The sequence below is a fragment of the Streptomyces sp. CB01635 genome, assembly GCF_002803065.1.
Taxonomy (GTDB): domain Bacteria; phylum Actinomycetota; class Actinomycetes; order Streptomycetales; family Streptomycetaceae; genus Streptomyces.
In genome coordinates this window covers 36,692-61,091 of the sequence record NZ_NNBL01000036.1, presented here as the reverse complement: position 1 = coordinate 61,091, position 24,400 = coordinate 36,692, and the positions used below count along the sequence as shown (strand labels likewise).

The 24,400-nt window shown below is 67.8% G+C and carries 22 protein-coding genes and 6 pseudogenes; 12 read left to right on the top strand and 16 right to left on the bottom strand.

What is annotated here, in order from left to right; all coding sequences use genetic code 11:
• Positions 1-194: 194 nt before the first annotated feature.
• Positions 195-410 (bottom strand): hypothetical protein, encoded by a 216-nt coding sequence (locus tag CG723_RS41595; RefSeq protein WP_159032675.1) that lies wholly within the window; start codon positions 408-410, stop codon positions 195-197.
• 18 nt (positions 411-428) lie between these two features.
• Between CG723_RS41595 and CG723_RS41590 the strand changes: the two genes are divergently transcribed.
• On the top strand, positions 429-704 hold the full coding sequence (locus tag CG723_RS41590; protein WP_100598749.1) for a hypothetical protein: 276 nt from the start codon (positions 429-431) through the stop codon (positions 702-704).
• 182 nt (positions 705-886) lie between these two features.
• On the opposite strand, the pseudogene tpg reads toward CG723_RS41590, so the two are convergent.
• A pseudogene (gene tpg, locus CG723_RS41585) lies at positions 887-1,156 on the bottom strand (telomere-protecting terminal protein Tpg); the annotation flags it as partial.
• 297 nt (positions 1,157-1,453) lie between these two features.
• Positions 1,454-1,621: a hypothetical protein gene (locus CG723_RS46645; protein WP_199842099.1), complete on the bottom strand. Its 168-nt coding sequence runs from the start codon at positions 1,619-1,621 to the stop codon at positions 1,454-1,456.
• On the opposite strand from CG723_RS46645, the gene CG723_RS49430 reads away from it, so the two are divergent.
• On the top strand, positions 1,583-1,993 hold the full coding sequence (locus CG723_RS49430; protein WP_159032673.1) for a helicase associated domain-containing protein: 411 nt from the start codon (positions 1,583-1,585) through the stop codon (positions 1,991-1,993). The two genes, CG723_RS46645 and CG723_RS49430, sit on opposite strands and share 39 nt — an antisense overlap.
• 134 nt (positions 1,994-2,127) lie before the next feature.
• On the opposite strand, the gene CG723_RS41575 is transcribed toward CG723_RS49430, so the two are convergent.
• The 4 genes and pseudogenes from CG723_RS41575 to CG723_RS48360 form a co-directional block, all read right to left on the bottom strand.
• Complete coding sequence (locus CG723_RS41575) at positions 2,128-2,649, bottom strand: hypothetical protein (protein ID WP_159032672.1); 522 nt, start codon at positions 2,647-2,649, stop codon at positions 2,128-2,130.
• Between the two features lie 178 nt (positions 2,650-2,827).
• Complete coding sequence (locus tag CG723_RS41570) at positions 2,828-3,298, bottom strand: hypothetical protein (protein ID WP_100598746.1); 471 nt, start codon at positions 3,296-3,298, stop codon at positions 2,828-2,830.
• 414 nt (positions 3,299-3,712) lie between these two features.
• The gene (locus CG723_RS41565) at positions 3,713-4,345 is read right to left on the bottom strand and encodes a DUF2461 family protein (RefSeq protein ID WP_234374809.1); all 633 of its coding nucleotides are present in this window, start codon (positions 4,343-4,345) and stop codon (positions 3,713-3,715) included.
• A 222-nt stretch (positions 4,346-4,567) separates the two neighbouring features.
• Positions 4,568-4,830 (bottom strand): annotated as a pseudogene (locus tag CG723_RS48360) (transcriptional regulator); the annotation flags it as partial.
• Between the two features lie 155 nt (positions 4,831-4,985).
• Between CG723_RS48360 and CG723_RS41555 the strand changes: the two are divergent.
• Positions 4,986-6,479 carry an APC family permease gene (locus tag CG723_RS41555; protein WP_100598745.1) on the top strand — a complete coding sequence of 498 codons (1,494 nt, stop codon included), beginning with the start codon at positions 4,986-4,988 and terminating at the stop codon, positions 6,477-6,479.
• Positions 6,479-8,194, top strand: coding sequence for a serine hydrolase domain-containing protein (locus CG723_RS49060; RefSeq protein ID WP_100598744.1), 1,716 nt, complete (start codon positions 6,479-6,481; stop codon positions 8,192-8,194). The genes CG723_RS41555 and CG723_RS49060 overlap by 1 nt, the downstream gene beginning before the upstream one ends.
• On the opposite strand, the pseudogene CG723_RS49055 reads toward CG723_RS49060, so the two are convergent.
• The 3 genes and pseudogenes from CG723_RS49055 to CG723_RS41540 all read right to left on the bottom strand — a co-directional run.
• A pseudogene (locus CG723_RS49055) lies at positions 8,182-8,487 on the bottom strand (hypothetical protein); the annotation flags it as partial. The gene CG723_RS49060 and the pseudogene CG723_RS49055 sit on opposite strands and share 13 nt — an antisense overlap.
• 123 nt (positions 8,488-8,610) lie before the next feature.
• Entirely contained in the window at positions 8,611-9,312 is a 702-nt protein-coding gene (locus tag CG723_RS41545; protein WP_159032671.1) for a hypothetical protein, read from the bottom strand.
• Positions 9,313-9,653: 341 nt separating this feature from the next.
• Complete coding sequence (locus CG723_RS41540; protein ID WP_100598742.1) at positions 9,654-10,511, bottom strand: enoyl-CoA hydratase/isomerase family protein; 858 nt, start codon at positions 10,509-10,511, stop codon at positions 9,654-9,656.
• 120 nt (positions 10,512-10,631) lie between these two features.
• Here CG723_RS41540 and CG723_RS41535 point away from each other — a divergent pair, with 120 nt between their 5' ends.
• The 4 genes from CG723_RS41535 (at position 10,632) to CG723_RS41520 (ending at position 13,038) form a co-directional block, all read left to right on the top strand.
• On the top strand, positions 10,632-11,564 hold the full coding sequence (locus CG723_RS41535; RefSeq protein ID WP_234374807.1) for a LysR substrate-binding domain-containing protein: 933 nt from the start codon (positions 10,632-10,634) through the stop codon (positions 11,562-11,564).
• Positions 11,565-11,786: 222 nt separating this feature from the next.
• On the top strand, positions 11,787-12,086 hold the full coding sequence (locus CG723_RS41530; protein WP_199842094.1) for a type II toxin -antitoxin system TacA 1-like antitoxin: 300 nt from the start codon (positions 11,787-11,789) through the stop codon (positions 12,084-12,086).
• Positions 12,083-12,469, top strand: coding sequence for a fic family toxin-antitoxin system, toxin component (locus CG723_RS41525; RefSeq protein ID WP_100598740.1), 387 nt, complete (start codon positions 12,083-12,085; stop codon positions 12,467-12,469). Before CG723_RS41530 ends, CG723_RS41525 begins: the two co-directional genes overlap by 4 nt.
• Positions 12,470-12,534: 65 nt before the next feature.
• Entirely contained in the window at positions 12,535-13,038 is a 504-nt protein-coding gene (locus tag CG723_RS41520; protein ID WP_324907283.1) for an NUDIX domain-containing protein, read from the top strand.
• Positions 13,039-13,705: 667 nt separating this feature from the next.
• Here the strand turns inward: CG723_RS41520 and CG723_RS41515 are convergent.
• Positions 13,706-14,344 (bottom strand): TetR/AcrR family transcriptional regulator, encoded by a 639-nt coding sequence (locus CG723_RS41515; RefSeq protein ID WP_100598738.1) that lies wholly within the window; start codon positions 14,342-14,344, stop codon positions 13,706-13,708.
• A gap of 66 nt (positions 14,345-14,410) precedes the next feature.
• Here CG723_RS41515 and CG723_RS41510 point away from each other — a divergent pair, with 66 nt between their 5' ends.
• The gene (locus tag CG723_RS41510) at positions 14,411-16,015 is read left to right on the top strand and encodes an FAD-binding oxidoreductase (RefSeq protein WP_100598737.1); all 1,605 of its coding nucleotides are present in this window, start codon (positions 14,411-14,413) and stop codon (positions 16,013-16,015) included.
• A gap of 178 nt (positions 16,016-16,193) precedes the next feature.
• Here CG723_RS41510 and CG723_RS41505 read toward each other — a convergent pair whose 3' ends face one another.
• From CG723_RS41505 to CG723_RS41490, 4 genes and pseudogenes are all read right to left on the bottom strand, one after another.
• Entirely contained in the window at positions 16,194-17,357 is a 1,164-nt protein-coding gene (locus CG723_RS41505) for an RNA-guided endonuclease InsQ/TnpB family protein (RefSeq protein ID WP_100598736.1), read from the bottom strand.
• 319 nt (positions 17,358-17,676) lie between these two features.
• Positions 17,677-18,033, bottom strand: coding sequence for a hypothetical protein (locus CG723_RS41500; RefSeq protein ID WP_100598735.1), 357 nt, complete (start codon positions 18,031-18,033; stop codon positions 17,677-17,679).
• Positions 18,034-18,184: 151 nt separating this feature from the next.
• A complete protein-coding gene (locus CG723_RS41495; protein ID WP_159032670.1) occupies positions 18,185-20,365 on the bottom strand; it encodes a hypothetical protein in 2,181 nt (726 codons plus the stop codon).
• Between the two features lie 342 nt (positions 20,366-20,707).
• A pseudogene (locus CG723_RS41490) lies at positions 20,708-21,478 on the bottom strand (transposase family protein).
• Between the two features lie 204 nt (positions 21,479-21,682).
• Between CG723_RS41490 and CG723_RS41485 the strand changes: the two are divergent.
• Positions 21,683-21,823: pseudogene (locus CG723_RS41485) on the top strand (IS5/IS1182 family transposase); the annotation flags it as partial.
• Between the two features lie 21 nt (positions 21,824-21,844).
• On the opposite strand, the pseudogene CG723_RS41480 reads toward CG723_RS41485, so the two are convergent.
• A pseudogene (locus CG723_RS41480) lies at positions 21,845-22,009 on the bottom strand (DUF6009 family protein); the annotation flags it as partial.
• A gap of 65 nt (positions 22,010-22,074) precedes the next feature.
• Here CG723_RS41480 and CG723_RS46635 point away from each other — a divergent pair.
• A complete protein-coding gene (locus CG723_RS46635; protein ID WP_159032669.1) occupies positions 22,075-22,230 on the top strand; it encodes a hypothetical protein in 156 nt (51 codons plus the stop codon).
• 621 nt (positions 22,231-22,851) lie between these two features.
• Positions 22,852-24,297 (top strand): S8 family serine peptidase, encoded by a 1,446-nt coding sequence (locus tag CG723_RS41475; RefSeq protein WP_159032668.1) that lies wholly within the window; start codon positions 22,852-22,854, stop codon positions 24,295-24,297.
• Positions 24,298-24,400 lie beyond the last annotated feature (103 nt).

Sequence of the window (24,400 nt, the reverse complement as noted above, 5' to 3'; positions counted from 1 at the left end):
GGGGCTGGACTGGGCCCGGCCGCCCGCACCGATGGCCTGTGACGAGTGCGGTTACGGGATGCACGCCGCGTATCGCGTATCGAACCGCCCGTTGCACAGGGAGGCCGGCCTTGCTGCACGAGCAGCGCCCGGGCGCCGACTGGACCGTGCGAATGCTGCATGTCCGCGCGAGACCGCGCGGACATGCCCACCGGTCAGACGTCCTCGACTCCCAGCATCTCTACGGCCTTGCGGGCCTGGTAGAAGTCCTCGTCGGACACCTGCGGGTCGTCCTCCGTGTCGTGGAGCCAGCCCGCCAGGTCCGCGACGGACCACGTCTCGAACTCCTCGGGCACGTCGAGGGTGGTCGTCCTGCGCAGGTGCGTGGCGACAGCGGCGTCCCGGACGCTGCGCGTGCTCACCTCGGTCATGTTCCGCACCGCCTTCCGGTGTCATCGGGGATCGGACAGGCGACCTTGCCAGACAAAATCCGTACTGTCCAAAACGTCTGCGCGAGGCTGAAGCGGGCATGGCAGGTCTACGACCAGCTTGACTACTTCCTGCTGTACGGGTCCTTCGAGACCGACCGGGACCTGGGCGCCTTCTACAAGGGCTGCGGCTACACCGTGCACGTCCCCGGCGAGGGATTCCTTCTCGAGCGGATCGAGCTCCCTTCGGAGTTCATGCCGGCCCCGACCCATGCGTGTTCACCCGCTGGAGGCTGACCCGCTGAGCGGCCGTGGGCTTTTCACCGCGCCGCAGACCTGGCCTCGCCACCGTGGTGACCAGTGCGCGGCGGTCTCGTTGGGCACGACGTCGCGTGCATGAACATCCGATCCCTGCGGATATGTGAGCGAGCCCCGGACCGCATCGGTCCGGGGCTCGCGGGCTGGTCGAGGTGCGGCTGCTAGAGGTCGAACTCGAGGTGCTCGATGTCCGTGAACCGGACCTCTTCCAGGCTGCCGGCGCGGCGGCCGCCGTCCTGGAGGTAGACCTCCTTGAGCCCTTCGGCCGCGATTTCCTGGAGCCGGGCGTCGCTGGCACCGGCCTCTTGGGCCTCGAAGAGGCGGGCGGCGTGGACGGGTGGCAGGGCGACGGTCAGGTGTTGGATGCGGTCCTGGTCCGTGGACCCGATCGGCGCGGTGTAGCCGAGGCGGGCGCGGGTGTCGATGACGATGTGCAGGCGGGGGCGGTGACGTCGTCGAGGGACATCGGCGGGTGCTCCGTTCGGCGGTATTGCAGTTACGGACTGTGCGTTGGCGCGTTGAACATGCATGAGCAGAAGTCGCAGGTTGCGGGAGCTATCGGGCCCGGCGGCGTTCGACCAGCTGCAGGCACAGTTGGCCCGTGCTGCCGCCGGGATGGCGAGGGGTAAGTCGCCCCGCCGAACGGCCGTTGAGGGGGCGCTTCACCCTCCGGATGGGGAGCAGGATGACAGCCGCGGTGAGGCGGCGCCGCCCGGCTCGGGCTGAAGTCACACGCCCTCCTTCTCCAGCAGCCAACGGCGATCCGCGTCGCGGCATTCGGCGACGCTCGGCTCGTCGTGGGCGGGTGCGATCGGCGCGTCGATGAGGGCCAGGGCGTCGCGGGCCTGCTGAATGGCGTGAGCGCGCACGGAGACGGCGACCTCGACGTGCCCCACCACGACCGGGTGGGGCCGGTGGCTCTCGGGGTGTGGCTCGCCCGACAGCGCAAAGCTCGGGCTGAGGGCGAGCTGGACCAGACCGTCATCGATGCGCTCAACGCACTGGGGATGTCGTGGGATGCACGCCCTCGACGTCTGCCTGACCAGAGCGACCAGCGGCAAGCGGTGGGGGCAAAGTCCTGGTCCAGAGGGATCGTGGCAGCCAAGGCGTTCCACTCCGAGCCTGGAGCCCTTCGCGTCCCAGGCGGGCTGTGGGTGGGCGGACTGCGCGTGGATTTCTGGCTCACCCGGCAGCGTGCCGCCCGCCGCGACGGCCGGCTCACCGCAGGCCAGATCGCGGCCCTCGACGCGCTAGGAGTGCGCTGGTAGCTACGCCCCCGCAGCCAACCCGGCGGCGGGGGCGTTCCTGTCATGCGGGCCTGCGGTCGGGCTCAGCGGGGGTGCTGGAGGATCCCCGTCAGGCCGGCGAACACCCAGGTGACGCCGACTGGCGTGAGCGGGCGCTAGCCGCAACCGTTGGAGGAGTTGGTCCCGCGGCTAAGGCCCCAGGCGGCAACCAGCTCGTCCCCGTCGGCCCGGCGAGACTCCTTGTCGTCGATCTTGTTCAGGACCGCCCCCGGCTTCATCTGCCACCGACGCCCCGAGCCGTCCCGGAACTGGAGCACAACCATGGCGTCAGTGCGGACCTGTGACTGATGGTCACCAAACGAGAACCAATCCATCGTGCATGAATGCACCTCACCGAACTCAACCCGTTGGACGCTCGAGCCGCCCACCTCAAGCCGAACAGTCACATCCAATATGCGGACCGACTGCTGGTTCTCCACCATCACCCCGGTAGGCGCAGTTGCGGGACCGTTCCAGTACACGGCGACCTTCATCGCCTCCCGTTCCTCGTCGCTGGCCCGCTGCGTCTGATCGCGATACAGAGCGAAGAGGGAGAGAGCGACCGCGCACAACACCCCCAGCGAGTTGATCCACTCGTGCACAGAGCCCGAACTGCCGTCCTTGCCAGAGGAGTTCATGTCCAGAGATGTAGCACGGGCCGCGCAGTGCCGCGAGGTGCCAGATCTGCCAAGTCGCCCTGCCCGTCCCGTGGTTCAGGGGCGGGCGGAGCTGTGGGTCGGCGCGGGCTGCCAGTGGTGGGCGGGCGGCGGAGCGAGAACGGCGTAGGCGAAGACGCAGCCCAAGGGCAGATCGCGGTCATTCGCCCTCCTTCTCCAGCAGCCGGCGGCGGTCGTCCGCGGCGCAGTCGGCTATCGACGAGCCGCCCTCCGAGCCGGGCCTGTTGGGGCGGCAGCGGTGTCCGCCTTGGTGCATCTCTGCGCACTCGGGCCCGCAGGCCCGGTACAGCAGCCGTGTGTGCTGGCGGATGCGGGCGTACTTGTCTTCGGTGCTGTGGCCGTCCCAGCGGGCGCGCGGATCGTCGGCCGGTACGTGTTCTACGGCCTCGAGCAGGTCCGCGTCACGCGGGCTGATGTGCCAGCTCGCTTGCCGGCCGCCGATGTTGAGGTGCGCGATCTGCCAGCTGTCCTCGTCATCGATATCGGGCGCGGGCACGATGACAGCGCCAGAGGTCATGGCGGCGAGGAGGGCGACGAGGTGGGCGCGCTCCCGGTAGGCGTTGTCCAACTGCTGCTCGAGGGCTTCTCGCGGTGTCTCACGCTGCTTCATCTGCGGTTGTCTCGGCTCTCGGTGCATCCCCGCCAGGTCTACTGAGGCCGCTCCGGACGGGCAGATCGCTGACCTGCGGTGTCTCACGGCCCGCTATCACCCGGGACGGCGGTGCGGTCGGCTGTGTAGGGGTGCCGTACGGCGGGTAACGCGGGGGTCGTTCTGCCGCCGGATGTTCGACCGCAACATCGCGCCGCGCGGGGCATCGCCCCGGTCCGCGCCTGCATTCTCAAACTCCTGCCCGATGTGCTCTCTGGAGCCCGTCCTCGACCGTGCCGTCCCCCTGGCCGGGGTGCCGGACGAAGATCGGGCGATGGACGACCGGTCGGCGCTGAAGGTGCGCATCACCTTCTGAGCGCGGGGGGCCGGCGGCACGGGTGTGGTTCTCCCGTTCCGCGCGGCGCCCTCGTGATGTCAGGCGGCGCCCTTCACGTGGCGGACCAGCCACGTCATCAGGGCGTCCAGGTCGGCGGCGGCCGAGAGGACCCGGTCAACCGCCTCGGGGGTGTGCAGCCACTCCTCGCAGCCGAGAGGACGGGCGGCGATCAGCGAACGGTGGCGCAGCAGCTTCGTGCGGGCGTGGTCCGTCGGGTAGCCGCGCGGGGGGCGTTTCATCACGTCCCCGGAGATGTCGTAGCCCTTCTTCCGCACGTCCTCGACGATGGCGGACAGTTCGCGGCCGCTCCCCTCGGAGGCCACGGCTTTGCGGAACATGTCCACCTGGCCGGGATCGGGGTACCACCAGGCGCCCTGGATCCGCAGGCCGTCCAGGTCGAACCGGAGACCGATCTCGATCTTGCGGCCGAGCCGGATCACCGCGCCCTGGTGCTGCCACCACCAGGAGTCGGTGCGATAGTGCCAGACGGAGAAGTCCTCGTACCGGGGGTCGGTGTCCGCGACCTCGTTGAGCAGGGCGATCATCGGCTGCCGGATCAGGCGTTCGCGGTCCGCGCGGTAGCGCTCGCGGGTCGCGTGGGTGGGTTCGCCCTGGAGCTGCCACAACACGTCCATGGCCTGCTCCGGCCAGCCGGTGAACTGTCCGCGCATGCGCGGAGGATAGCTCACCCATGAACCGCGTGCGGAGAGTGAGACGGGCAGGGAGGCGTAACCCCAGGCAAGGTGGGAGGTGCTGCGGCGGGGCTCTCGCCGGCCAGTTCGATGTGCCGTGCGCGGTGGGCGAGTTCGTCGAGAAGCACGGAGAGTGCAGTCGGTATGGAGCGGGCGGTGAGATTGTGCAGACGAACTTGAGATCCCACACCACCGGCTATGCGCGAAGCCGACGTTGATGACGTACTCGTACTGGCCCCACTGCGAGCCCAGGTCCGGCAGGACGTCGGTTGTCCATGCGGCGTCCAGGCCCTGACAGTCGCCAGCCGCCCACGCGCCCACGACCCGGTCCCAGCGGCGCACGTTCATCGCCCGGTGCTCCACCACCCGCTGCAGCGGACGCGGACCTGGGCTTGGTTGACCGGATGTATCTCCACGCGGGTGCCTCTGCCGCCACGGTTGAGACGCTGCAGCAGACGGCGGGCTCGCCCGGGGCTTCGTCGTGTTCCGGGTGGATCAGCCCGACGTTGGCGGCAGCGACAACTGACGGGCCGCGGCTTTGGCGCGCACGACGAGGACGGCCCCGGTGACGCCCCCGTACGTTGTGCCGACCAGGCGCGAACGGAGAGTGGAGCCCAGGATGACCGAACTGATCCCGTCGGAAAACACGCGGTCGGCGCCCGGGGCGGGCAGACGCACGCTCGGCGTGCTGCCCCTGGTCGGAATCTTCTTCTTCACTGTGTCCGGAGGCCCCTTCGGGCTCGAAGCCTCACTCTCCAGCGCCGGTCCGGGCATGACCCTGCTGATGATCGTCCTGGTGCCGGTGGTCTTCGGCGTGCCGAACGCACTGGTGGCAGCGGAGTTGAGTGCCGCGATACCGGTCAACGGCGGCTACTACTACTGGACGAAGCTCGCGCTCGGCAGAGGTGCGGCCTTCGTGTTCGGGGCCTGGAATTCGATCGGGTCGGTGCTGAACCTCGCCCTCTACCCGATCCTGCTGGTCGACTACCTGGCCACCTGGGTCCCGGACATCGCCCGCGGGAAGGGGCTGGTGATCGTGGACCTGTTCCACGGCGGTTTCGTCGTGGACCTGCACTGGATCGTCACCGTCGCCCTCATCGTCCCGATGGCGTACCTGAACTACCGCGGCTCCAAGGCGGTGAGCGAGTACTCGGTCGGGATGATGCTTCTGATCCTCGCACCGTTCGCGGTGCTGGCGGTCCTGGGCATCTGGCATGCGGTCGGCAACGGGATCAACGTGCTCTCGCCCTTCATGGTGCCGGGGCAGAGCGCCCACTCGTCTGTGGCCGGCGCGCTCAGCGTGATCGTGTGGCTGTACCTCGGCTTCGACGGCCCGAGCACCGTGCTGGGCGAGGTCGCCGACGCGCACCGGACCTACACCCGGGCCCTGGTCATCTCGGTTCCGTTGATCATCACCGCCTACCTGCTGCCCACCATCGCCGCCATCGGCAGCGGGCTGCACCGGGGCTCGCCCGCCGACTGGGCCCAGGGCGACTTCATCGTGGTCGGCGGCGCCCTGGGCGGAATCTGGCTGAAGGTGCTGATCTCCCTGGGATCGGCGCTCTCCCTGGTGGGGCTGTTCATGGCGATCCTGCTGACGAGCACCCGGGTGCCGCGGGCGCTCGCCGCGGACGCGTACCTGCCGCGCTGGATGGCCCGGGACAGCAGACGGTTCAACACGCCGGTGGGTGCGCTGCTGGCGAGCACCACCGTCGTCGTCGTGCTCTCCGCCGTCGACTTCAGCTCGATCCTACGAGCCACGGTGCTGCTCACCCTGGCCTCGATCCTGCTGGAATTCGTGGCCTTCCTGGTCCTCCGCTGGAGATATCCGCAGATGCTCCGGCCGGTTCGGGTCCCCGGCGGCTGGCCCGGCGCGGTCCTGGTCGTCGTGCTGCCCACAGCGATGATCGTGTACCTGGCGTGGAGTACGGCGGTCGACGAGGCCGCGACGTTCGGCACGAGTCTCGCGGTGGCGCTGCTGGCCGTGCTGCTGTACCCGCTGTGCCGACGGTTCGTCAAAGGCGACCGGCCGGACGCGGCTATCGACTCCTCCCAGGTCGAGCTGGGTCCGGACCGGTTCGCGGGATTCGGTTCGCGGAAGGCGGGCGTCTGATGGATGTGCAACGGGTGCTCTCTGGGCTTGCGGAGCAGTTGCGGACCTGGTGGCCGGTGCCGGGAATCACGATCAGCGTCGTCGACGGGACCGGCGAGTCCGCGTTCGTCACCGCAGGATGCGCGAACGCGGAGTCCGGCGCGCCGGTCTCCCGTCGCACGCGGTTCGAGATCGGCTCCATCAGCAAGACCTTCACCGCCTTCCTGCTCGGCATACTGGCGGACGAGGGCAAAGTGGACCTCGACGCGGCGGTCGCCGACCACCTGCCCTGGTTCGCCCCGAACGGCGGCTCGCGCGCGATCACCGTCCGGCACCTCCTGCAGCACACCTCCGGCCTGGTGGCCGGGGCCGACGCGCTGCCCGATGCCGCCGCACGCGGCTACGCGCTGTGCGATGCGAAGACCTGGGCCGAACCAGGTGAGCTGTTCCACTACTCCAACGAGGGCTACAACCTGCTGGGGTTGATCGTCGAGCAGGTGACGGGGGAATCGCTGGCGGACGCCATGGCCGGACGGCTGCTGCGGCCCCTGGGCATGCGCGACTCGGCGGCGCGGATCACTCACGAGGGCATCGCCGAACTCGCCACCGGGTACCGGTTCCTGCGCGACGACCGCCCGCCGCTGCCGTCGGCCCCGCTCGCGCCGGCCGGCTTCTTCGAGTATTCGGCGGCCGACGGGAACGTACTGGCAACCGCGTCCGACCTGGGCCTGTTCGCCCGCATGCTGCTGGGCCGGGGCACCCTGGACGGCACCAGGATCATAGGTCCCGAGCGGTTCCGACAGATCGTCACGGTGCCTGGCGACGCGGTCAGTTCCGGCTACGCGCTCGGCGTGGACGTGGAAGTGATCGACGGCCACACCTGGCTGACGCACGCCGGCGGGATGGTCGGATACCGCTCGTACCTCGCCGTCGACACCGACGGCGGGCACGGTGTCGTCGTGCTGACCAACGCACCCGGCGAGTCCCAGATCATCGACCGCTTCGCCCGCCATGTGCTCGCCGTCGTCCAGGGAGCCCCGGCGGACCCGGCGCTGTTCGACCCGGAGCGGATCCCCGACGCCCAGCGCTACGTCGGGATACACGGAACGACGCCGCGTCAGATCTGCGTCGAGGCCACGGGGGACGACCGTCTCTCGCTCACCTCGGACGAGGTGACCGGCAGGCTGTACGACGCGGGGGACGGACGGCTGGTGTGCGATCACCCAGGATGGTCCGCCTACCACCACTCTCTGGACGGACGCTGGCTCTACGGACCCGAGTCACTGGGCCCCAGCCCCTCCGCGCCGACCGCTCCCCCGCATGCACTCGCAGGTCACTACCGGAGCTACACCCCCTGGTATCCCAGCTTCAGCATCGTGCAGCGGGCGGGACGACTGCACATGATCGCCGCGACCGGCGTGGAAGCGCCCTGCGACGAACCGGAACTTGTCCCGCTCGACGACGGGACGTTCCGCATCGGAGCCGACCCCCGGCTGCCGGAGCGCCTGACGTCCGGCCCCGCCCTGGACGGCGCGGTGCTCTGGGTCGACCTGGACGGGTGCCGCTACACGCGCTCGTTCCGAGGTCAGCCGGAGCCTTGGGAAGCGCCCGTCCGCAGCTCGCACACCCGGAGCTGGAGGTGCGCGAGCAGCATGGCATCGGCATCGGCATCGGCATCGGCATCGGCATCGGCGAAGTCCAGCCCGGAGACCTCGCGGATACGGCGCAACCGGTAGCGCATGGTGTTGGGGTGGATGTGCGGGGCCTCCGCGGCGGGGCGCCGACCACGGCAGCCAGGGGGCGAACGGAACGGACAGCGATGGACGTCAGCGGCACGTTGCGGATCTTGGATGTGGATCCCCGCCAGCTCCCACCCGCTCCGGACACGACCAGCGGAGCGGAGGCCTTCGCACGGGTCGGCCGCGCCCCTCAGCCGTGCGTCGCCTGCGGCCGGCCCGCGACGGCCACCCGCATCGTCGACGTCCCCGGGACCGGCTCGCGCTGGATCGATGAAGATTAGCCAATCCATCACAAAGCAGTTGGATGGTACAGCGGCTGCGGGGGCGACGGCCGAGGAGGTCGCTGAGGGATGCTGCAGAAGTCGAAGGAATTCGCAGCGAGCGGGAACAGGGTCTATCTACCAGTGACTCACTCACGGGTGCGGCCGCCACTCGTTGCTGGGCCGGGGATAGCGCTGCACGATCTCCCAGCGGTCGTCGGGGAACTTCGCCCCGCACACCGTGCACACCGGCCGCCGCGCCTCGTGTTCCGCGGCCTGCTGCGCGGCGAGGCGTTTCTGTTCAGCCTGGTGGGCTTCGTGCCAGGCCTGTGCCTGTTCGCGCCGGCGTTCCAGGGCAGCGTCCAGGCGGGGGGTGCCGATCGCATCCCACAACGTCTGCAGATGTCGGCGGTTGAACCTCCAGAAGATCTTCCCGTGCGGGCCTTGCTCGCGTAGCAGCTCCAGCGTGGTCGCCACGAGGGGGATCTTCTGTTCGTAGGTGTGGAACGCGCCGTCGCTGTCCCATCGGCCCTGCCAGTGCTCGCGGGTGAGGCGTGCGACTTTCTGCATCTGCGTGCGCGCCGGACGGGCGCCGATCTGGTGGAAGACGAGCAGCACCGGCGGCATGGCCGGCGAGACGTTCCGCTGGACTTGGGGGGCGCTCCAGCGGGTGTGCCACATCGGCCGCTCCCGGCCGTCGGTGTACTTCACGGTGCGCTGGTAGAACCGCATGTACTTGTCGAATTTCGCGGCGATCGTCGCCGCGTCCTCGTGGCAGTTGTCGGCCTCGATGAACAGCAGCGGCACCCCGTGCTCCGGGGCCACCACAGCGGCAACAGCGCGGGCGCTGCCCACGCCCGGGTTCTTCCATGTCCCCGTTGCCGGGAGCGCGACCTCGGTCGCGTACTAGCCTCGCGCTTTCACGAGCAGGGCCGTCCAGGGACTGACCAAAAAGACGGAGAGCCCCTCTGACCTGGGATGATAGGGCTTGTCGAAGGTCCTTGTCGTCGTCAGGAAAGCTGCACTCTCCAGGTGAAGAAGCGTAGCGGGTCATACCCGCCTGTCCGCGTTGAGCGCAACGCTCGGGGTGTGGTCTCGCAGCACCGCCCGCGGCTTGCGAATCTCGTGCAGGGGGAGGTTTCGCGGGCCGGTGTCGCGGGCTGCGCGGATGCGGGCTGGAGACAGGAGCCGGCTGACTACACGGCCTTGGGGCCGTCGTCGCGCAGATCGGCGACGTGTGCGCCGAATCGGTTTTCCAGGTCGCCTTCCTGCTGCATCCCGCGCTTGAACAGGGCGGCGACTCGCTGCTGGGTCTCGGGCCAGGCAAGGGTGGCGAGGAACGCGTTGCGGCCGTCGAGGAGCCTGTCGAGGGGAGGCAGGGAAACCTGGTTCACGAGGTTCTTCGCCGCCTCGATCGGGCGCCGGTCAAAAGAGGCGAGGCGCCGTGCGAGCGTGTCGACGAAACCGTCCAGTTCGCTGTCCGGAAGGGACCGGTTGACCCAGCCGTACCGTTCAGCGGTGTCGGCGTCGAAGTCGTCCGCGCCGAGAATGATTTCCAGCGCACGGCCCCGGCCGCTCAGCCAGGGAAGACGCTCCGTGCCACCGGCGCCGGGGATGACCCCGGCGCCGACCTCGGGCTGACCAAGGATGGCGTTCTCGCGGGAGGCGAAGCGCATGTCGCAGGCGAGGGCGAATTCGCTGCCCAAACCGCGGGCGCGGCCGCGGATTTTCGCGATGCTGACCACGGGGGACTTGGTGAGGCGGACGAGGGTGTCCATAAGGATGCTCACGCCGGAAGGACCACCGCTGTTGGTGTAGTTCCTGGACTCGCCGGACATGTCAGTGTGGGCGAGGTAGAAGTCGGGGTTCGCGCTCTCGAAGACGACGACGCGGAGGTCCGGGCTGGCGTCCATCCGTGCGAGCAGGTCCTGCAGACCCTCGAAGACGGCTTGGTCGGCCACGTTGAGGGGCGGGTTGTCGAACAGGGCCCGCCAGTAGGCCGGCGTCTCCTCGATGATGTGAACGGGGGTCGCCATTTCGCGCACGTCGCTCATATTGATCTTCCTGCCTTGGTAGGAGTTCGCGCAGGTCGCCGGCTTTCCCGCTCGGTGAGGTGCGATAGCGGGACCAGTCGACACTAATCCCTGCCATCCTGTCCAATATATGATATCGGCATGGTCGATATGTTTAATGATATTTCTCTGACCAAACGCCTGTTGGAGCAGTTTCTGGTCGTGGCCGACGAGAAGCATTTCGGGCGTGCAGCGGAGCGTCTTGGCATGAGCCAGCCGCCGCTGAGCCAGTCGATACAGCGCCTGGAGCGCGGTCTGGATGTGCGGCTGTTCGAGCGGGGCCCGGGAGGTGTTCGTCTGACTCCGGCGGGTGCGGCCTTCGTCGTGGACGCGCGGCGGCTCCTCGATGCGCAGGAGGCGGCCATCGAGCGGGTCCGACGGGTCGCGGGCGGCCTGGAAGGGGACATCCGTGTGGGGTACGTGACCATCGTCAGCCACCTCTACGTGCCCAGACTGCTGCGGGCGGTGGCTGAGGAACTGCCCGGACTGCGGGTGCACCTGCACCAGGACTCGTCGGCCGCCATCGCCGAGAAGGTACGCTCCGGCACGCTGGACCTGGGGTACCTGCGCGACACCTCTGTCCTATCGAGCGATCTGGCCAGCGAGGTCTTCGCCGTCGAGCGACTGACCGCGGCACTGCCGCAGGATCACCCGCTGGCCGAGGCCGACGCAATCGGGCTGGAGGCCTTGCGCGACCAGGACTTCGTTCTTCCGAGCGTGACGGTCCTTCCCGCACTGGCCGAACAAGTCCAGCTCGCCTGCCGTCAAGCAGGGTTCACTCCCCGCAGGCGCGCCGTGGCCGACGACCTCAGCGGCCTGCTCAGTTACGTCGCCTCCGGATTGTGTGTGAGTCTCCTGTCCGAAGGTCTGCGGGATTTCGGCGTTCCCGGGATCGCCTTCGTTCCAGTGCAAGGGTCATCTCCGTATCTGGAGACCACGGTGTTCGCGGTATACCGTCCCGATGCCGACGCAGCAGTCCTCCGCCTGCTGGAAGCGATCGGCCGCGCACAGCGGCATGACCCGCCGCGACCCTAGCCTCGCGCTTTCATGAGGCGGGCTCTCCGATTGGTGATCCGTGATCGGTGACAGTGCAGGTCAGCGGACCTTTGGCGGTTCCGGGCGGCGAGTCGCGCCGGCCTTGATGTTCACCTGTGTCGCCGGTACGCGCGGGGAGGGCTTCGCTCTCGCCGCTGCGCCGCCCCGGTCGCCAGGGGCGCACCTAGCCCCAACGTTGGGGCCAGTAGTACCATCGGTACCATGGCGAACAATCCGAAGGCCCTGAACCTGCGGTTCCCCGACCCGGCGCAGCGCGAAGCAATCGAAACGGCCGCCCGACAGGAAGGGATGAGCCTGCAGGAGTACATCCTCTCCGCCGCCGTTGATAAGGCGACTGCGGTCGAGCGGAAGTTCCTGGCGGCATTCGAGGAGTCCATCGCCCGCAGCGGTGACGCTTTCCGCTCCGCGTCCGACAGCTTGGACCCGAGCCCTGAGCACCGGACGGCCGAACAGCGCGCGCGGCGTGATCTCGATACGCACGGGCAGGAGCGCGCCGCGTGACCCAGCCCGTCCCCGAGCACCCACTCGACGTCACCTTCCTGCTCCACGCCGCCGAGCTCCTCGATGGCGACCCCCAGGTCGATGACTACGGGCCTCTGTACGCGGCCGTCGCACGCGTCAATGCGCGCGCCCTGGAGCACGACATCTACGGGACGCTGAACCTGAAGGCGGGCGCACTCCTGCAGACCCTGGCAAGGCTCCCTTGCCTCGAGCACTCGAATGCTGCTTTCGCCTGGCACGCCACTGAGGCGTATCTGATCCTCAACGGAAGTCGTCTCGACTACCCCGTCAAGGCTGCGGTCGAACTCGTCCGCGACGCCGCTTCCACGCAGGTGGGCGTGGCCGGCATCGCTCGTCAGCTCCGCGACTGGACCGTCAGCTGACCCCCCACCGCAGAAGGTGCCCAGAGAAGTCCCACCCTCTGGGGCAGAAGGCGATAGCACTGTTGGTGAATGCGGTCCGCTGGGTGGAAGCGTGGCCGCCGCCTCCCGAGTTCAAGGTGCGTCAGGTGTACGGGATCGTCTTCCACCCTGTCAGCGGCGCGGTGGTCGTGCAGGACGACGAGGGCCGGTACAACTTGCCCGGCGGGACGCCTGAGCCTGAGGACAACGCGGACTTGGTGGCGACACTGCGCCGAGAGGTGCATGAGGAGAGCCAGCTCGTCCTCTCGGACTGGGCCCCGGTGGGTTACCAGCTGGTGCGCGAGGACGGGCAAGCCCCGTACGTCCAGGTCCGATACGCGGCTCTGCTGGACAAGGCGGATCCGATCACGCCGGACCCGTGCACAGGCCGTGCCTACGGACGGGTGTTGGTCTCACCGGCCGACGCGGCCGAGCTGTTGCGCTGGGGCGAGCGCGGCGCGGCGCAGCTTGCCGCTGCCTCCCGTGTGGCCGCTGAGCGGTGGGGCCTGACCATTGCCGCGGCGGGCACCGCGCGGCAGGAGCTGTCTTAGCCGAGCGCCCCATACGCCGGCGCGACCAAGGTCCGTACGAGCTCGAACCCTCGTAGCCGGCGGGGGATTCGCACGACCTCGGTGGAAGAAGGGCGCGGGCGGTGGTGGTGAGGGTGCGGCCGGGTTTCCATCTCGATAGCTGCCACAAGCGGGGGCCGTGCAGGTGACGGCAGCGGGCCAGTCCCTGCCCGAACAGAACGCTCATACGTAGCAGGCTGCGGGCGGTCAGCTGGTCGCGGTAACCGGTGGCCATCTGGGGGTCAAATCGGATCTGGTCGGCCAGTCCCCCTGCGGTGAGCCGGAGTTGGAAGTCGACGTCCTCGAAGGCTCCGCCGGCAAAGGCCGGGGCGGTGATCTGGTAGGTGCGGGACGTGTCGAGGGCGACGAGCATGTTGCCGCCGACGACCATCATGGTCGCCTTCCAGGCTTGGAGGTGCCCGCCGACGCCGGTGACGGCGGCCGGGTAGCGGGGCTGGCTTTGTTCAACCGGCAGGTCAGCGGCTCGTCCAGAGGCTGGCGCGAGCCCGGTCGGCATGGTTTTCACGGAAGTTGAGCCAGAACCCGAGATGCGACAGCGCTTGTGCGCGGCTTCGGGAAACATCTCGCGGATGGAGCGACACTCGGATGTTCACGAATTTTGACAGCAGAGGTGGCGGGTCGGTCTGGCTTACGTGCTGTCGTCGCCGGCGGCGAGGATGGTGTGGCCGGCCTCGAAGAGCCGGGTGCAGCGCTGGGACATTGCTTCGGGTGACTGGTCGGGGTGCTTGATCCACCAACGGACCAGAGCGGTGCACAGGCCGCGCCATGCGTGTTTGAGGGCGTCGGCGTCGAGTGGGTCCCTGGTTTCGGCGGCGTGCACGAGGTCGGCGGTGCCGATCGCGGCGAGGTCGTCAATGGCGTCGCGGTAGTACGCCGCGCGGTGGGCGGCGTTGCTGCCGGGCGGCAGCGAGGGGTCGTAGAGGACGAACCATGTTTCTCGCTGCCCGTTCAGGGCGGTGAACAGGGCGTTCAGTACGCGAAGGGGCGTGGGCGGCGCGCCGGTCTCGTGTTCGGCCATCGCGGCGCGGACGGCGCCCAGCAGCCGGTCGCCGACCGGTTCGAGGCAGGCGAGGTAGAGGTCCTGCTTGCTGCCGAAGTACTGATGCACCAGCGGCTTGGTGACGCCCACGCGGGCGGCGACGGCGGCCACGGTGGTGGCCTCGTAGCCGTGGTGGCCAAATTCCTCGGTGGCCGCGGCCAGGACCTGTTGTTCGCGGTCGGCTCTCGGCACGCCCTTGGTGCCGGCCTTAGAAGAGGGCGTTGTCATGATCCCGATCTTACCCTAGGGTAATTTACTGTTGGGTAAATTACTTGGACCCGCTGGAGCGCACTCATGCCTGCCACCGCGACCGACCTTGGCATCTCCCGCACCCGCTCCTGGTGGGGCTGGGGCTATGCCGACGCCCATCCCGACGACGCCGAATGCGCCGCGATGGGAGCCCTGCTGCCGGGCACCCTGGACCGTCCGCTGCCGATACCCCGCATCGCCGACCTGCCCATCGTTCGCCCCGTCGTAATGCCCCCGCCCTCCCTGGCACACCTGGTCACCGCCGACCCGCGGGCGCGCGCCGCCCGCGCCATGGGCAAGGCATACCGCGACGTCATCCGGGCCCTGCGCGGTCGTCCCGGCCGGATCCCCGACCTCGTCGCCCACCCGACCGACGACCAGAAGGTAGCCGACCTGCTGGACTGGGCCGGCAACCACAATGTGGCCGTCATCCCCTTCGGCGGCGGCTCCTCGGTGGTCGGCGGCGTGGAGTACCGCGGCGACGCCCACCGCGCCGTGCTGTCGCTCGACCTGACCTCGATGGACCGCGTCCTGGAGATCGACACCACCAGCCGCTCAGCCCGCATCCAGGCCGGGGCCCTCGGCCCCGTGCTGGAGGCCCAGTTGCGGCCCCACGACCTGACCCTGCGCCACTTCCCGCAGAGCTTCGAGTTCTCCACCCTCGGCGGCTGGCTGGCCACCCGCGCCGGCGGCCACTACGCCACCGTCCACACCCACATCGACGACTTCGTCCAGTCCCTGCGCGTGATCACGCCCGCCGGAGCCGGCACGTCCTGGCGCCTGCCCGCATCCGGCGCCGGACCGTCGCCCGACCGGCTCTTCCTCGGATCCGAGGGCACGCTCGGCATCATCACCGAGGCATGGATGCGCCTGCAGGAGCGCCCCCGCCACAAAGCCTCCGCATCCGTGGCCTTCACCGACTTCCACCGCGCGCTGGACGCCGTGCGTGTCATCGCCCAGTCCGATCTCGCCCCGGCCAACTGCCGCCTGCTCGACCCCGGCGAGGCCCTGCTCTCCGGCGCCTCCCACAACGGCTCCACCGTCCTGGTCCTGGGTTTCGAATCCGCCACCAGCCCCGTCGACGACCGCCTCACGAGCGCCGTGGACCTGGCCCGCACCCATGGCGGACACGGCCAGACGCATACGGCCGACCGCAACGCCCCGGCCGACTCCGCCGTGAGCGCCTGGCGCTCGGCGTTCCTGCGCATGCCCTACCTACGCGACGGCTTGGCCCGCATGGGAGCCGTCGTCGAGACCTTCGAAACCGCAGCCACCTGGGACAAGATCCCCGCTCTGATCGACGAGGTCCGTACCGAGGTCGGCGCCGCCGCCCTCAAGGCCACCGGACACCCGGCCACCATCAACTGCCGCCTGACCCACGTCTACCCGGACGGAGCCGCCCCCTACTTCACCGTGGCCGTCGCCGGCCGGCCCAACGACGAGGTCAAGATCTGGGACGACATCAAAGCCGTCGCCGGTGAAGTCCTGCACCGCCACCGCGCCACCATCACCCACCACCACGCCGTCGGCCGCGACCACCGCCCCAGCTACGACCTCCAGCGCCCGGAGCCCTTCGCGCTGGCCTTGCACGCCGCCAAGGACGCCCTGGATCCCCACCGCATCCTCAACCCCGGTGTCCTGCTCGACTGACAAGACCGGGCAGTCGGACGAGGGCAACGTGGACTGCCGCAACGGCTTTCACACACCAGCCCCTCCGACCTCGCTTCCGCCGGCCTGAAAGGTCAAGCCGTCAACTACCCGGTCGTGAACGACCGGGCTTGCTGCTCGAGTCATCACTGGTGGTGATGGGGTCGGCTGCGTCCAGTTCTCACGCGATGAGGGTGAGTTCAGGGGCCGTTGACTGGGCCCCGCAGACCCATGCCATCCAGCCGCGTTGGCGGATGTTGTGGGACGCGTTGTGGTCTGCGTGCTCAACGAAGCCGCAGACCCGGCCGGCCTGGGAGGGCCGGTTTGCGCGTGCGGTGTGATGGCACTGGGCGCATTCCTGGCTGGTGTACGCCGGGTCGACGTAGACGACCGGCACCCCGGCCCGCTTCGCCTTGTAGGCGATGAACGAGCCGAGTTGCGCGAAGGGCCAGGAGTGGATCTTGACGCGTTGGGGCTTTCTCAGCCGTGCCCGCTCGCGGATGCCCGTGAGTGTCTCCAGGGCGATCCCGCGACCGGTGCGTTCAGCCTCCGCCACGATCCGCTTGCTGATCTTGTGGTTGATGTCCTTGGCGCGCCGGGCTTCCTTGCCCGCGTGCTTCTTCGCCCGCCGCTTGGCGGACTTGGTGTTCTTCTTCTGCAGCTTGGACCGCAGGTTGCGGTCACTCTCGCGCTTGCGGTTGATCCGCCTGCCGCAGTGGCGTGCCCCGTCGGAGGTGACCGCGATGTTCACGATCCCCAGGTCGACGCCGAGGAACCCGACCGGGTGAGTGCTCGCGGTCGCTTCGTCGATGTCGCAGGTCGCGATCAAGAACCACTTCCCGCCCTGGCACACCAGGTCGGACTCACCCTTGCGGTGCGCAGCCAGGACCTCCAGCTGCTCGGCCTGCCCGGTGAACGCCACGCCCTTCAGCCGTCCGGCCGTGGACCAGATCGACACCGTTTGCTGCTCGTGCTGCCAGGACAGCATCCGGTCGTCGTACGGCTGCGCCGCCTGAGGCCGGAAGACCACTGGCTTGCCCGAGGCCCGGGCATGACGCTTCGTGCCGGGCCGCCCGTACCGGCCGTTACGCAGGTTCACCTTCAAGGTGGTGTAGGCATCGCAGGTCTTCTTGATGGCGTGCTGGGCGGCCTGGGCGCCCAGTTGCCACCTGGCCCGGAACTCGGCATAGGTGTGCTTGCGGAGCTCAAGCGGACGTCGCGCGTTTTCCTCGAAAGCTACCCCGGCCGCCCAGGTCGCCGCTTGATTGCAGGCATACAGGGTCGCCTCAAGTGCCGCCGCCTGTACGGGCGTCGGCAGCAGCTTCACCCGCACTACCAGCTTCACGATCAGCGAACCTATACACCTGGACGAAGACCCACCACACGTTCGCCCCACCTCACCCGAACGAGCGATACCGGCCACGGCCCTGACCGCACACCGGCAGAGCCCGGCTCCGCCGGAACGCCCCGGGCCGCTCCGCGGCCGTCATGGCCTGCGGCACATCACGGCGACGCTCCGCGTCGCATCCCGTGGATGCGATTCCTCCCGGGCGTGAACGCCCGGGGTTCCTCCCAAGAATCCGCTGAAAAAATGCTCACTGCCCGCTACGCACGTACCCCCTCCAACCTGGACGGCTGAGGGGGGACGTGTCGCATCTTCGGGGCTAGCTCACCTTCAGTTCCATTTCGCAGTCAAGGATTTGGGTGAACTCTTGACCTCCTTGGCGGTACTGGAACTGGCAATGCTCAATATTCTTCTTGGGTGGTGAGGTGATCCGAATCTTTGCTTGGAAGAATATTTCACTCTGCTTCTTCGGTGAAACCTTGACTTCGGACTTCGCGTAGTCCTTGAGGTGGGCAAAGTCCGGCGTGTCTGACTCGCCGCCCAGGGCTAGGAGGGGCAGCCCCTCGGTGTCATTGACGTTGTAGGCCGCGTAACCAAGTACCTTGAGGCCTTTGGGCGGGTCAACGACACTCGCGCCCGTGATCTCAATGCTCTTGCCGCTTACGTTGTGCGGCACGGGAAGGGCGAAGTACCAGGTTTGGCCCACCTTGGCGTGCGTGTTGCCGACTGTCCCACTGGACTGCGATCCCTCTGCGTCCAGCGCCTGTCCACCGGACGGAGAGGCGGAGCAACTGACGAGAAGCGCGCACGCCAGAAGCGTGGCCGCTCTAGTCGGAATAGAAGACGCCCGGCTTGCCCGAGGGGCTGCCATTCTTCCCCCATATGTAATGCTTGTAGCTGGACTTGTTTCCGGCGGTAATGCGCTGCTTGTGATCGCGATCGTAGCCCGTGGACCCGCCCAGGGAAACGCCGTAAGCGCTGACGGCGCCGGAAAACTTGATGCTGCGATTCTTGCTCAGCTGGAAGTAGGAGCCTCGCGTGACATAGGCGCGGTGAGACTTAGGGGCGTCCCAGTATCCGCTTCCGTCCTTGGAGCTGACGTCCTTGCCGTACTTCCCGGTGGCGCCACCCGCCGGAATCGTGTACTTACCGGGCTTGATGACGTACCGCGTGAAGGAGTTGTTGCCTCCGCACTTCCAAGTCTCCTTGTACTTGGTGTACTTGATCGGCACCTTCCATTGCTTCCCGAAGTACGGGCCCTTGGCCGTGTATCCGGTGGTGACGCTCATGGATGAGCCCAGGCTCACACTTCCGGTGATGGTCCAGTTGCCGCCGGTCTTCGCTGCGACGTCCACAGTGGAGGACAGCTTGCTGTCGTAGTCGACCGACGCCTTGGCGTCCCAGTAGGCGTGACCCTCGCCCACGGTGGTGTAGTAGATCTTCTTGTCGATGACCTTGGATTTTGTGCGGTCGCATCCGCCGTCCATCGGTCGCACGACCAAGCCCTTGGTGTCCTGCCCGTTGACGATGTAGGGGTTGTAGCCGGTCGGCAAGTTACCCGTAGCGTTCTGCCACTTGGGAAGCGGGCTGTCGCCGAGTGTGTCGGTAGGCTCTGCTTCCCGCTTCGCGGCCCAGCTCTTGGCGTAACCCGCAGCCATTTTGACGTTGACCGCTGGGTCCTGTGCCTCGCTCAGGCTGGACACTTCGCTGCTGTCGGAGGATGTCCCCAGGGGCAGAAGCTCCGCTGGCTCGGCGGTTTCGTCGTCAGCCACGGCGAGGCTCCGCGCTGAGGCGGTCGCGGTGGCCGGCGCCGCCGTGAGGTGTGTGATACCTCCCATGGGGACGCCGGTCGACGTCTGGCCCGTGACGGTCGCCATCGCGTTGACGAGTCCGCCGTTCTCGGTCGCGGCTTGCTGGACTTCGGCAGGCAGCGTCTTGGGCAGGGTCAGTGACCAACTGCCGTCTGCGGCCGTCACGGCGGTACCGAGCGACGGTAGGTCGACCTCAGCGCCATCCTCTGGGACCGCGTCGGTGGCTTCGACCTTGACAGTCAATCCAGCGGCCGGTGTGCCGTTTCCGAGGGTGAACTTGCCCTTGAGTACTTCCGGGGCACCCGGGGCCGGGGGCTCGCCGGGCTCCTCGGCCACAGCGGCAGGTGCGTCAGGGTCATCTCCCGCGGCGCCCAAGGTGGGCTTTTCGTCACCTGCGTCCGCAAGGCACGTAGCGGTATCTGCGAGGACTTCACCGAAAAGCCCCACACCGTACTCACTGTTCGTGACGGTGAGATTCGGAGTTCCCGCATACGCCTGCACGGTGCCGTCGCTCATGGCAGTCCGCACAGTTCCCGGGCCGACGCCCCAGCCTTGCCTCTGCGTGGTGTCGGTGGTCGCCACGACCGTTCCCTGGGCGGGAAAGCTGGGGTGCGGACTGGCTGTGTAAGCCCAGGCACGGATCACCCCGTCCGTGAGGGTGTAGGTAGTCGAACCAACTGCCCAGACGTCGTCGGCGCTGGTGAACGCGACGACTGCCGGGTTACTGACGGTCAGTGGGAACGCATCGAGCTTGAGTTCGCCGTCACCGGTGAGCGGTGAACTCTGCTGGAATACCTCCAGCTTGCCGCCGCCGTGGATGGAGAAGATGAGGTCGCCATTCGACCAAACGCGGTTGTGGCGTGCTGTCCAGTTGGCGTCGTACGTCTTGACCGGAGTGAGTACGCTTCCTCCGCTGTCGCTACGGTCCTGATAGGACTTGAGCACCCCGTCCGCTGTGACCTCGTAGATCACGCCGTGTCCACCCGCGAAGTAATAGCTATCGCTCTTCAGCGATGCCGACTTGCCGGTATCGAGGAGGGCCGACTCAGTGGCATTCGACGGATTCCAGTCGACGTACTTCTGCAGCTTGTCGCCGTCGGCATTTATGAGGTAGGTCGATACCTTCGTCTGGCACGCTTCAGCAGCAGCACTGGTTCCCCCCGTGAGCTGCGGAGCCGTGATGGTGCCTGCAGTCAAGGCTGCAACGAAAATCCCGCTCGTAATGAGCCGGGCCCGTCTTCGAGAATTACTAGATGACACTCGGGTTCCCCCCTGCCCCTAGAGGCCGAATCCCGTCCGGCCTTCCGTGAAGAGAATGAAAGCATAGGTGGGAACTCCTTCAAGGTTTCTTCACAGATCTACTTCTCAGTTCGGGTTTATATGACACAATATGCCCGATATGCTTTCTCGTCTTCTGGGATTCACCTGAGGTTAATTTGAGGAAAGAAGGCAAGAGGTGGGGATCCAGAGTGTCGGCGTGAAGCCGGTATGACCGTTTCATGATCATTGAGCATTTTCGGAGTAGCCAGTGAGGCCTTTTCAACCTGCGGTTGAGCTGGCGTGATGCAGGGTGAGTACGGCCTGGACGAGGCTCGTGGTGCGGTTGGTCGAGCAGCGGAGTTTGCGGAGTAGCCGCCATGACTTGAGAGTGGCCATGGCCTTTTCGACAAGGGCGCGGATCTTGGCTTGGGATCGGTTGACGGCCTGCTGACCGATGGAAAGCGCCTGTCATCGGCCGCGGAACGGAACGCGGACCGTGACGCGGGCGCCCTGGTAACCCTTGTCCGCCCAGCAGGGGATGTGCGCCTGGTCCAGGGCGTCGATGATGCCGTGCTCGCGGGCCGCGCGAACGTCGTGGACAGCCCCTGGCAGTGCGGGCGAGGCCCACAGCGGCCGGCCCAACGGATCGGTGATGACCTGCACGTTCATGCCGTGCTTCTTGTGCTTGCCGGAGAAGAAGGGCCGGTCGGCCGCGATCCGGTCAATCGGCAGGAGCGTCCTGTCGAGCAGGACGTAGGCCTTCGTCGAAGCGGCACGTACGGCCTCGTCGATGGTCGGTGAGAGTGCGGCCAGCACGTCGACGGCCTCGCTGATCTAGCGGTAGACCGTGCTCGTCCCGACCTCGAAACCCGCTGCGAGCTGGGTGTACGTGGTCCCGTTGCGCAGATGCGCCAACACCAGCAGGGCTTGACGGTCGACCGAGAGTCGACGCCAGCGACTTCCGATCCGACGACGGTGTTCTCGCAGACGAGCGGCGAGGAAGGTCAGGGACCGACTGGACACGTCCAGCCCGCACGGGTAGACAAGCACGTGAAGCCTCTGGTGGGTACCGGGTGATCTTGGCCGTGAACCCGTCTACCAGGGGCTTCACTCATGTGTCGAACCAACTGACCTGCTCACGGTGCAAGTTGGCAAAGGCTCAGTGATGGGTGACGGCGGCGAGGACGCAACGCACGAGGCCCCCGCTGTTGAGGGAGGTGTTCGAAGTCTCAACTCATCGGCTTAGGTGCCTCGTTGGTTCTCTATCCTCCCGCACTCGACATGCCGCGCGCGCTGGTTGAGTGGGTCACCATGCTCATCGTCACCCGCGAGGGTGACCGCCGCTGCAAGCTCCCGCCGCACCAACGCGCGCTCGTCGGCCTGGTGTACCTGCGCTGACAGCGGTGCGCGTCGCCTTGGGGGGAGGTTGGTGTAGCCGATGAGGCGGCAGTCGCGCTCGTATCGAGGCTTGCCCTTGCGGATGCTGACCTTGTCGAGGGCCTGGCGGACGTACTCGAGGTCGGTGGGGTCTTCCAGCCACACGACCTCGGCCTCCTGAGCTAGATCGCCATCCTGCGGCATCGCGCCCATCAGGACTCCTGTGTGCGGGCAGTCGCTGGACGGCCTGTCCTGGTCTTTGATCGGCTGTGGCATGGGCAGCCGATCAACTGCTGCGGCCAGTCATCGGCGAGGCGTGCCATCGCATACACCCCGACGAGGCGGACGGCGGCCTGATCGTGGCCGAGCTGCTCGGCCGCTTGCGAGTACCGCTCGGCGAGCTGGCTTGCGTCCGCGCGGTGTGAGTCGCCTTCGGAGAGGAGCTGTTTGCGGTAGGCGTACAGGCCGGCGAGGACGGCACCGATCAGTGTGATGACGGTGACGGCGGTCTTGATGACGTCCTGGACGTCGACCGGGTTCTTGCTGGTGTTCTCGGCGGTGAGGAGCGCATCGGCGCCCCGGTAGAGGCCGTACGCGAGTGCGCCGACGACTATCAGGGTGAGCGGGGCGACGGCCTACGCAGGCCACAGGTTCGGAGTGTGGCCTCCCTGCGGCTTGGGGCGGCGCTCGAAGAGGTTGGGCACACGGTGATCGTGGCGCGCGGTAAGGAGCTGTGAGGCGGGTTTGATCAGTCCGTGAGCGAGCTCAGCTGTCCTCCTCGGGCCCGCCTCGTCCGCGCGCTCCACGAACGGCTGGAGGCCACGCCGGTCACCCGGGGACCGTCTACCGACATTCGCACCCCGCGATCACGATCCGGTCGCGGCACGGTTCGGTGTCGGGAGGGAAGCGGCTGTCCAGGGCAATCGGCTGGATCGGCCAAGGGCACGCCCACATATGGGGGAGGTTGCGGCTCCGTTCGTTCCTGCACGGTCACGATGCCTCGTGCTCGGTCTGCGGGACCGGGAGGCTACGACCAGAGGAATCGTATGAACCGTCTCGGCCGCAGGACAGCCCTGAGCATCTCCTGCCTTCTCCTGAGCAGCCTGGCTGGCCTGCCACTGCACACGGCGGCGGCCGCTGAGGACGAGCGCGGCTACGTGGTCGTTCTCAAGGACTCGGTGGCTGACCCGAAGGCCGCTGCAAGTCGGCAGACCCGCGCCTACGGCGGATCCGGCGCGACGGTGGTGTACGGGCACGCGCTCAAGGGCTACGCGGCAACCATGACTCCGGCCCAGGCCACCGCGCTGGAGAAGGACCCTCAGGTCCGGTTCGTCGCCGCGCAGCGGACGTACAAGGTCTCCCCACCTCCTCAGCCGGTTTCCCCACCTCCCTTGCCGGCTCCCCCGCTGCGCGACTGCCAGGAAGTGCTCGACGACGTTCCCCCCATCCGGCAGTGTCAGCCGGTGTTCGTGGACCGGGTCCGAGCCGACCGCTCTTCTGCCCGGTCCGGCAACGGCAAGGGATCGGTCGACGTGAACGTCGCCGTCCTGGACAGCGGCATCGCGGCTGACGTGCCCGACCTCAACGTCCAAGGAGGCGTTGACTGTCTGAGCGGCAGTCCTGTCTTTCCCGGCACCAGCCTGCAGGATCCGAGCGGCCACGGAACCATGGTCGCCGGGATCATCGGCGGCAGGGACGACGACCAAGGCCTCGTGGGAGTCGCGCCAGGCACTCCGCAGTGGGCGGTAAAGGTCGCGGACGACGACCAGGGGCTCATCACGGACGCGGCCCTCCTGTGTGGGATCGACTGGGTGGTCTCCACCCGTACGGACGCTGACCCCGACAACGACATCGCCCTCTTCAACATGAGCCTCGGCAGTGAGTCCACACCGACAGAAAAGGACGACGGTCAGTGCGGCGTGGTGAACCAGGACCCCCTCCACCTCGCGATCTGCAACACCGTGGCAGCCGGCGTCACACCGGTGGCTTCCGCAGGCAACGAACACGCCGACGTGGCCAGCGTCATTCCTGCCGCATACGACGAGGTGATCACCACCACCGCGATGGCCGATTTCGACGGCAGGCCCGGCGCGAAGGTCGCACCCATCTGCTACGGCCGCGACTTCGGCTTCTTCGGAGACGCCGACGACGAGGCCTCTCTGCCGTTCAGCAACTTCGCCCGGTCGGCGGCCGATCGCAAGCACACTGTTGCCGCGCCCGGCGTCTGCAACGAGAGCAACTTCCCTCTCCCCCACCACCACGCGTTCGGCGACGGCACCAGCTTCGCCGCCCCCGTCGTGTCCGGCGTGCTCGCCCTGTGCATCGACACCCGCCGGTGCGGTAGCTCCTCCCCCGCCCGCAACGTTCGCGAGCTGGTCAACGACGCACGCAAATACAACGACCACGATCGCCGGTACGGCTTCTTCGGGGACCCACACCGGCCCATCCCCGGCCGCTACTACGGACCGCTCATCGCCGCCGACAGATACTGAGCTGGTCATTCCCAGGCACAGTCCGCAGGCAGTCAGGCCGCCTCCGGACCCGACCATGCGGGACCTGACTTCCCGGAGGCTTTGCCGGCGCTCCACCTCATCC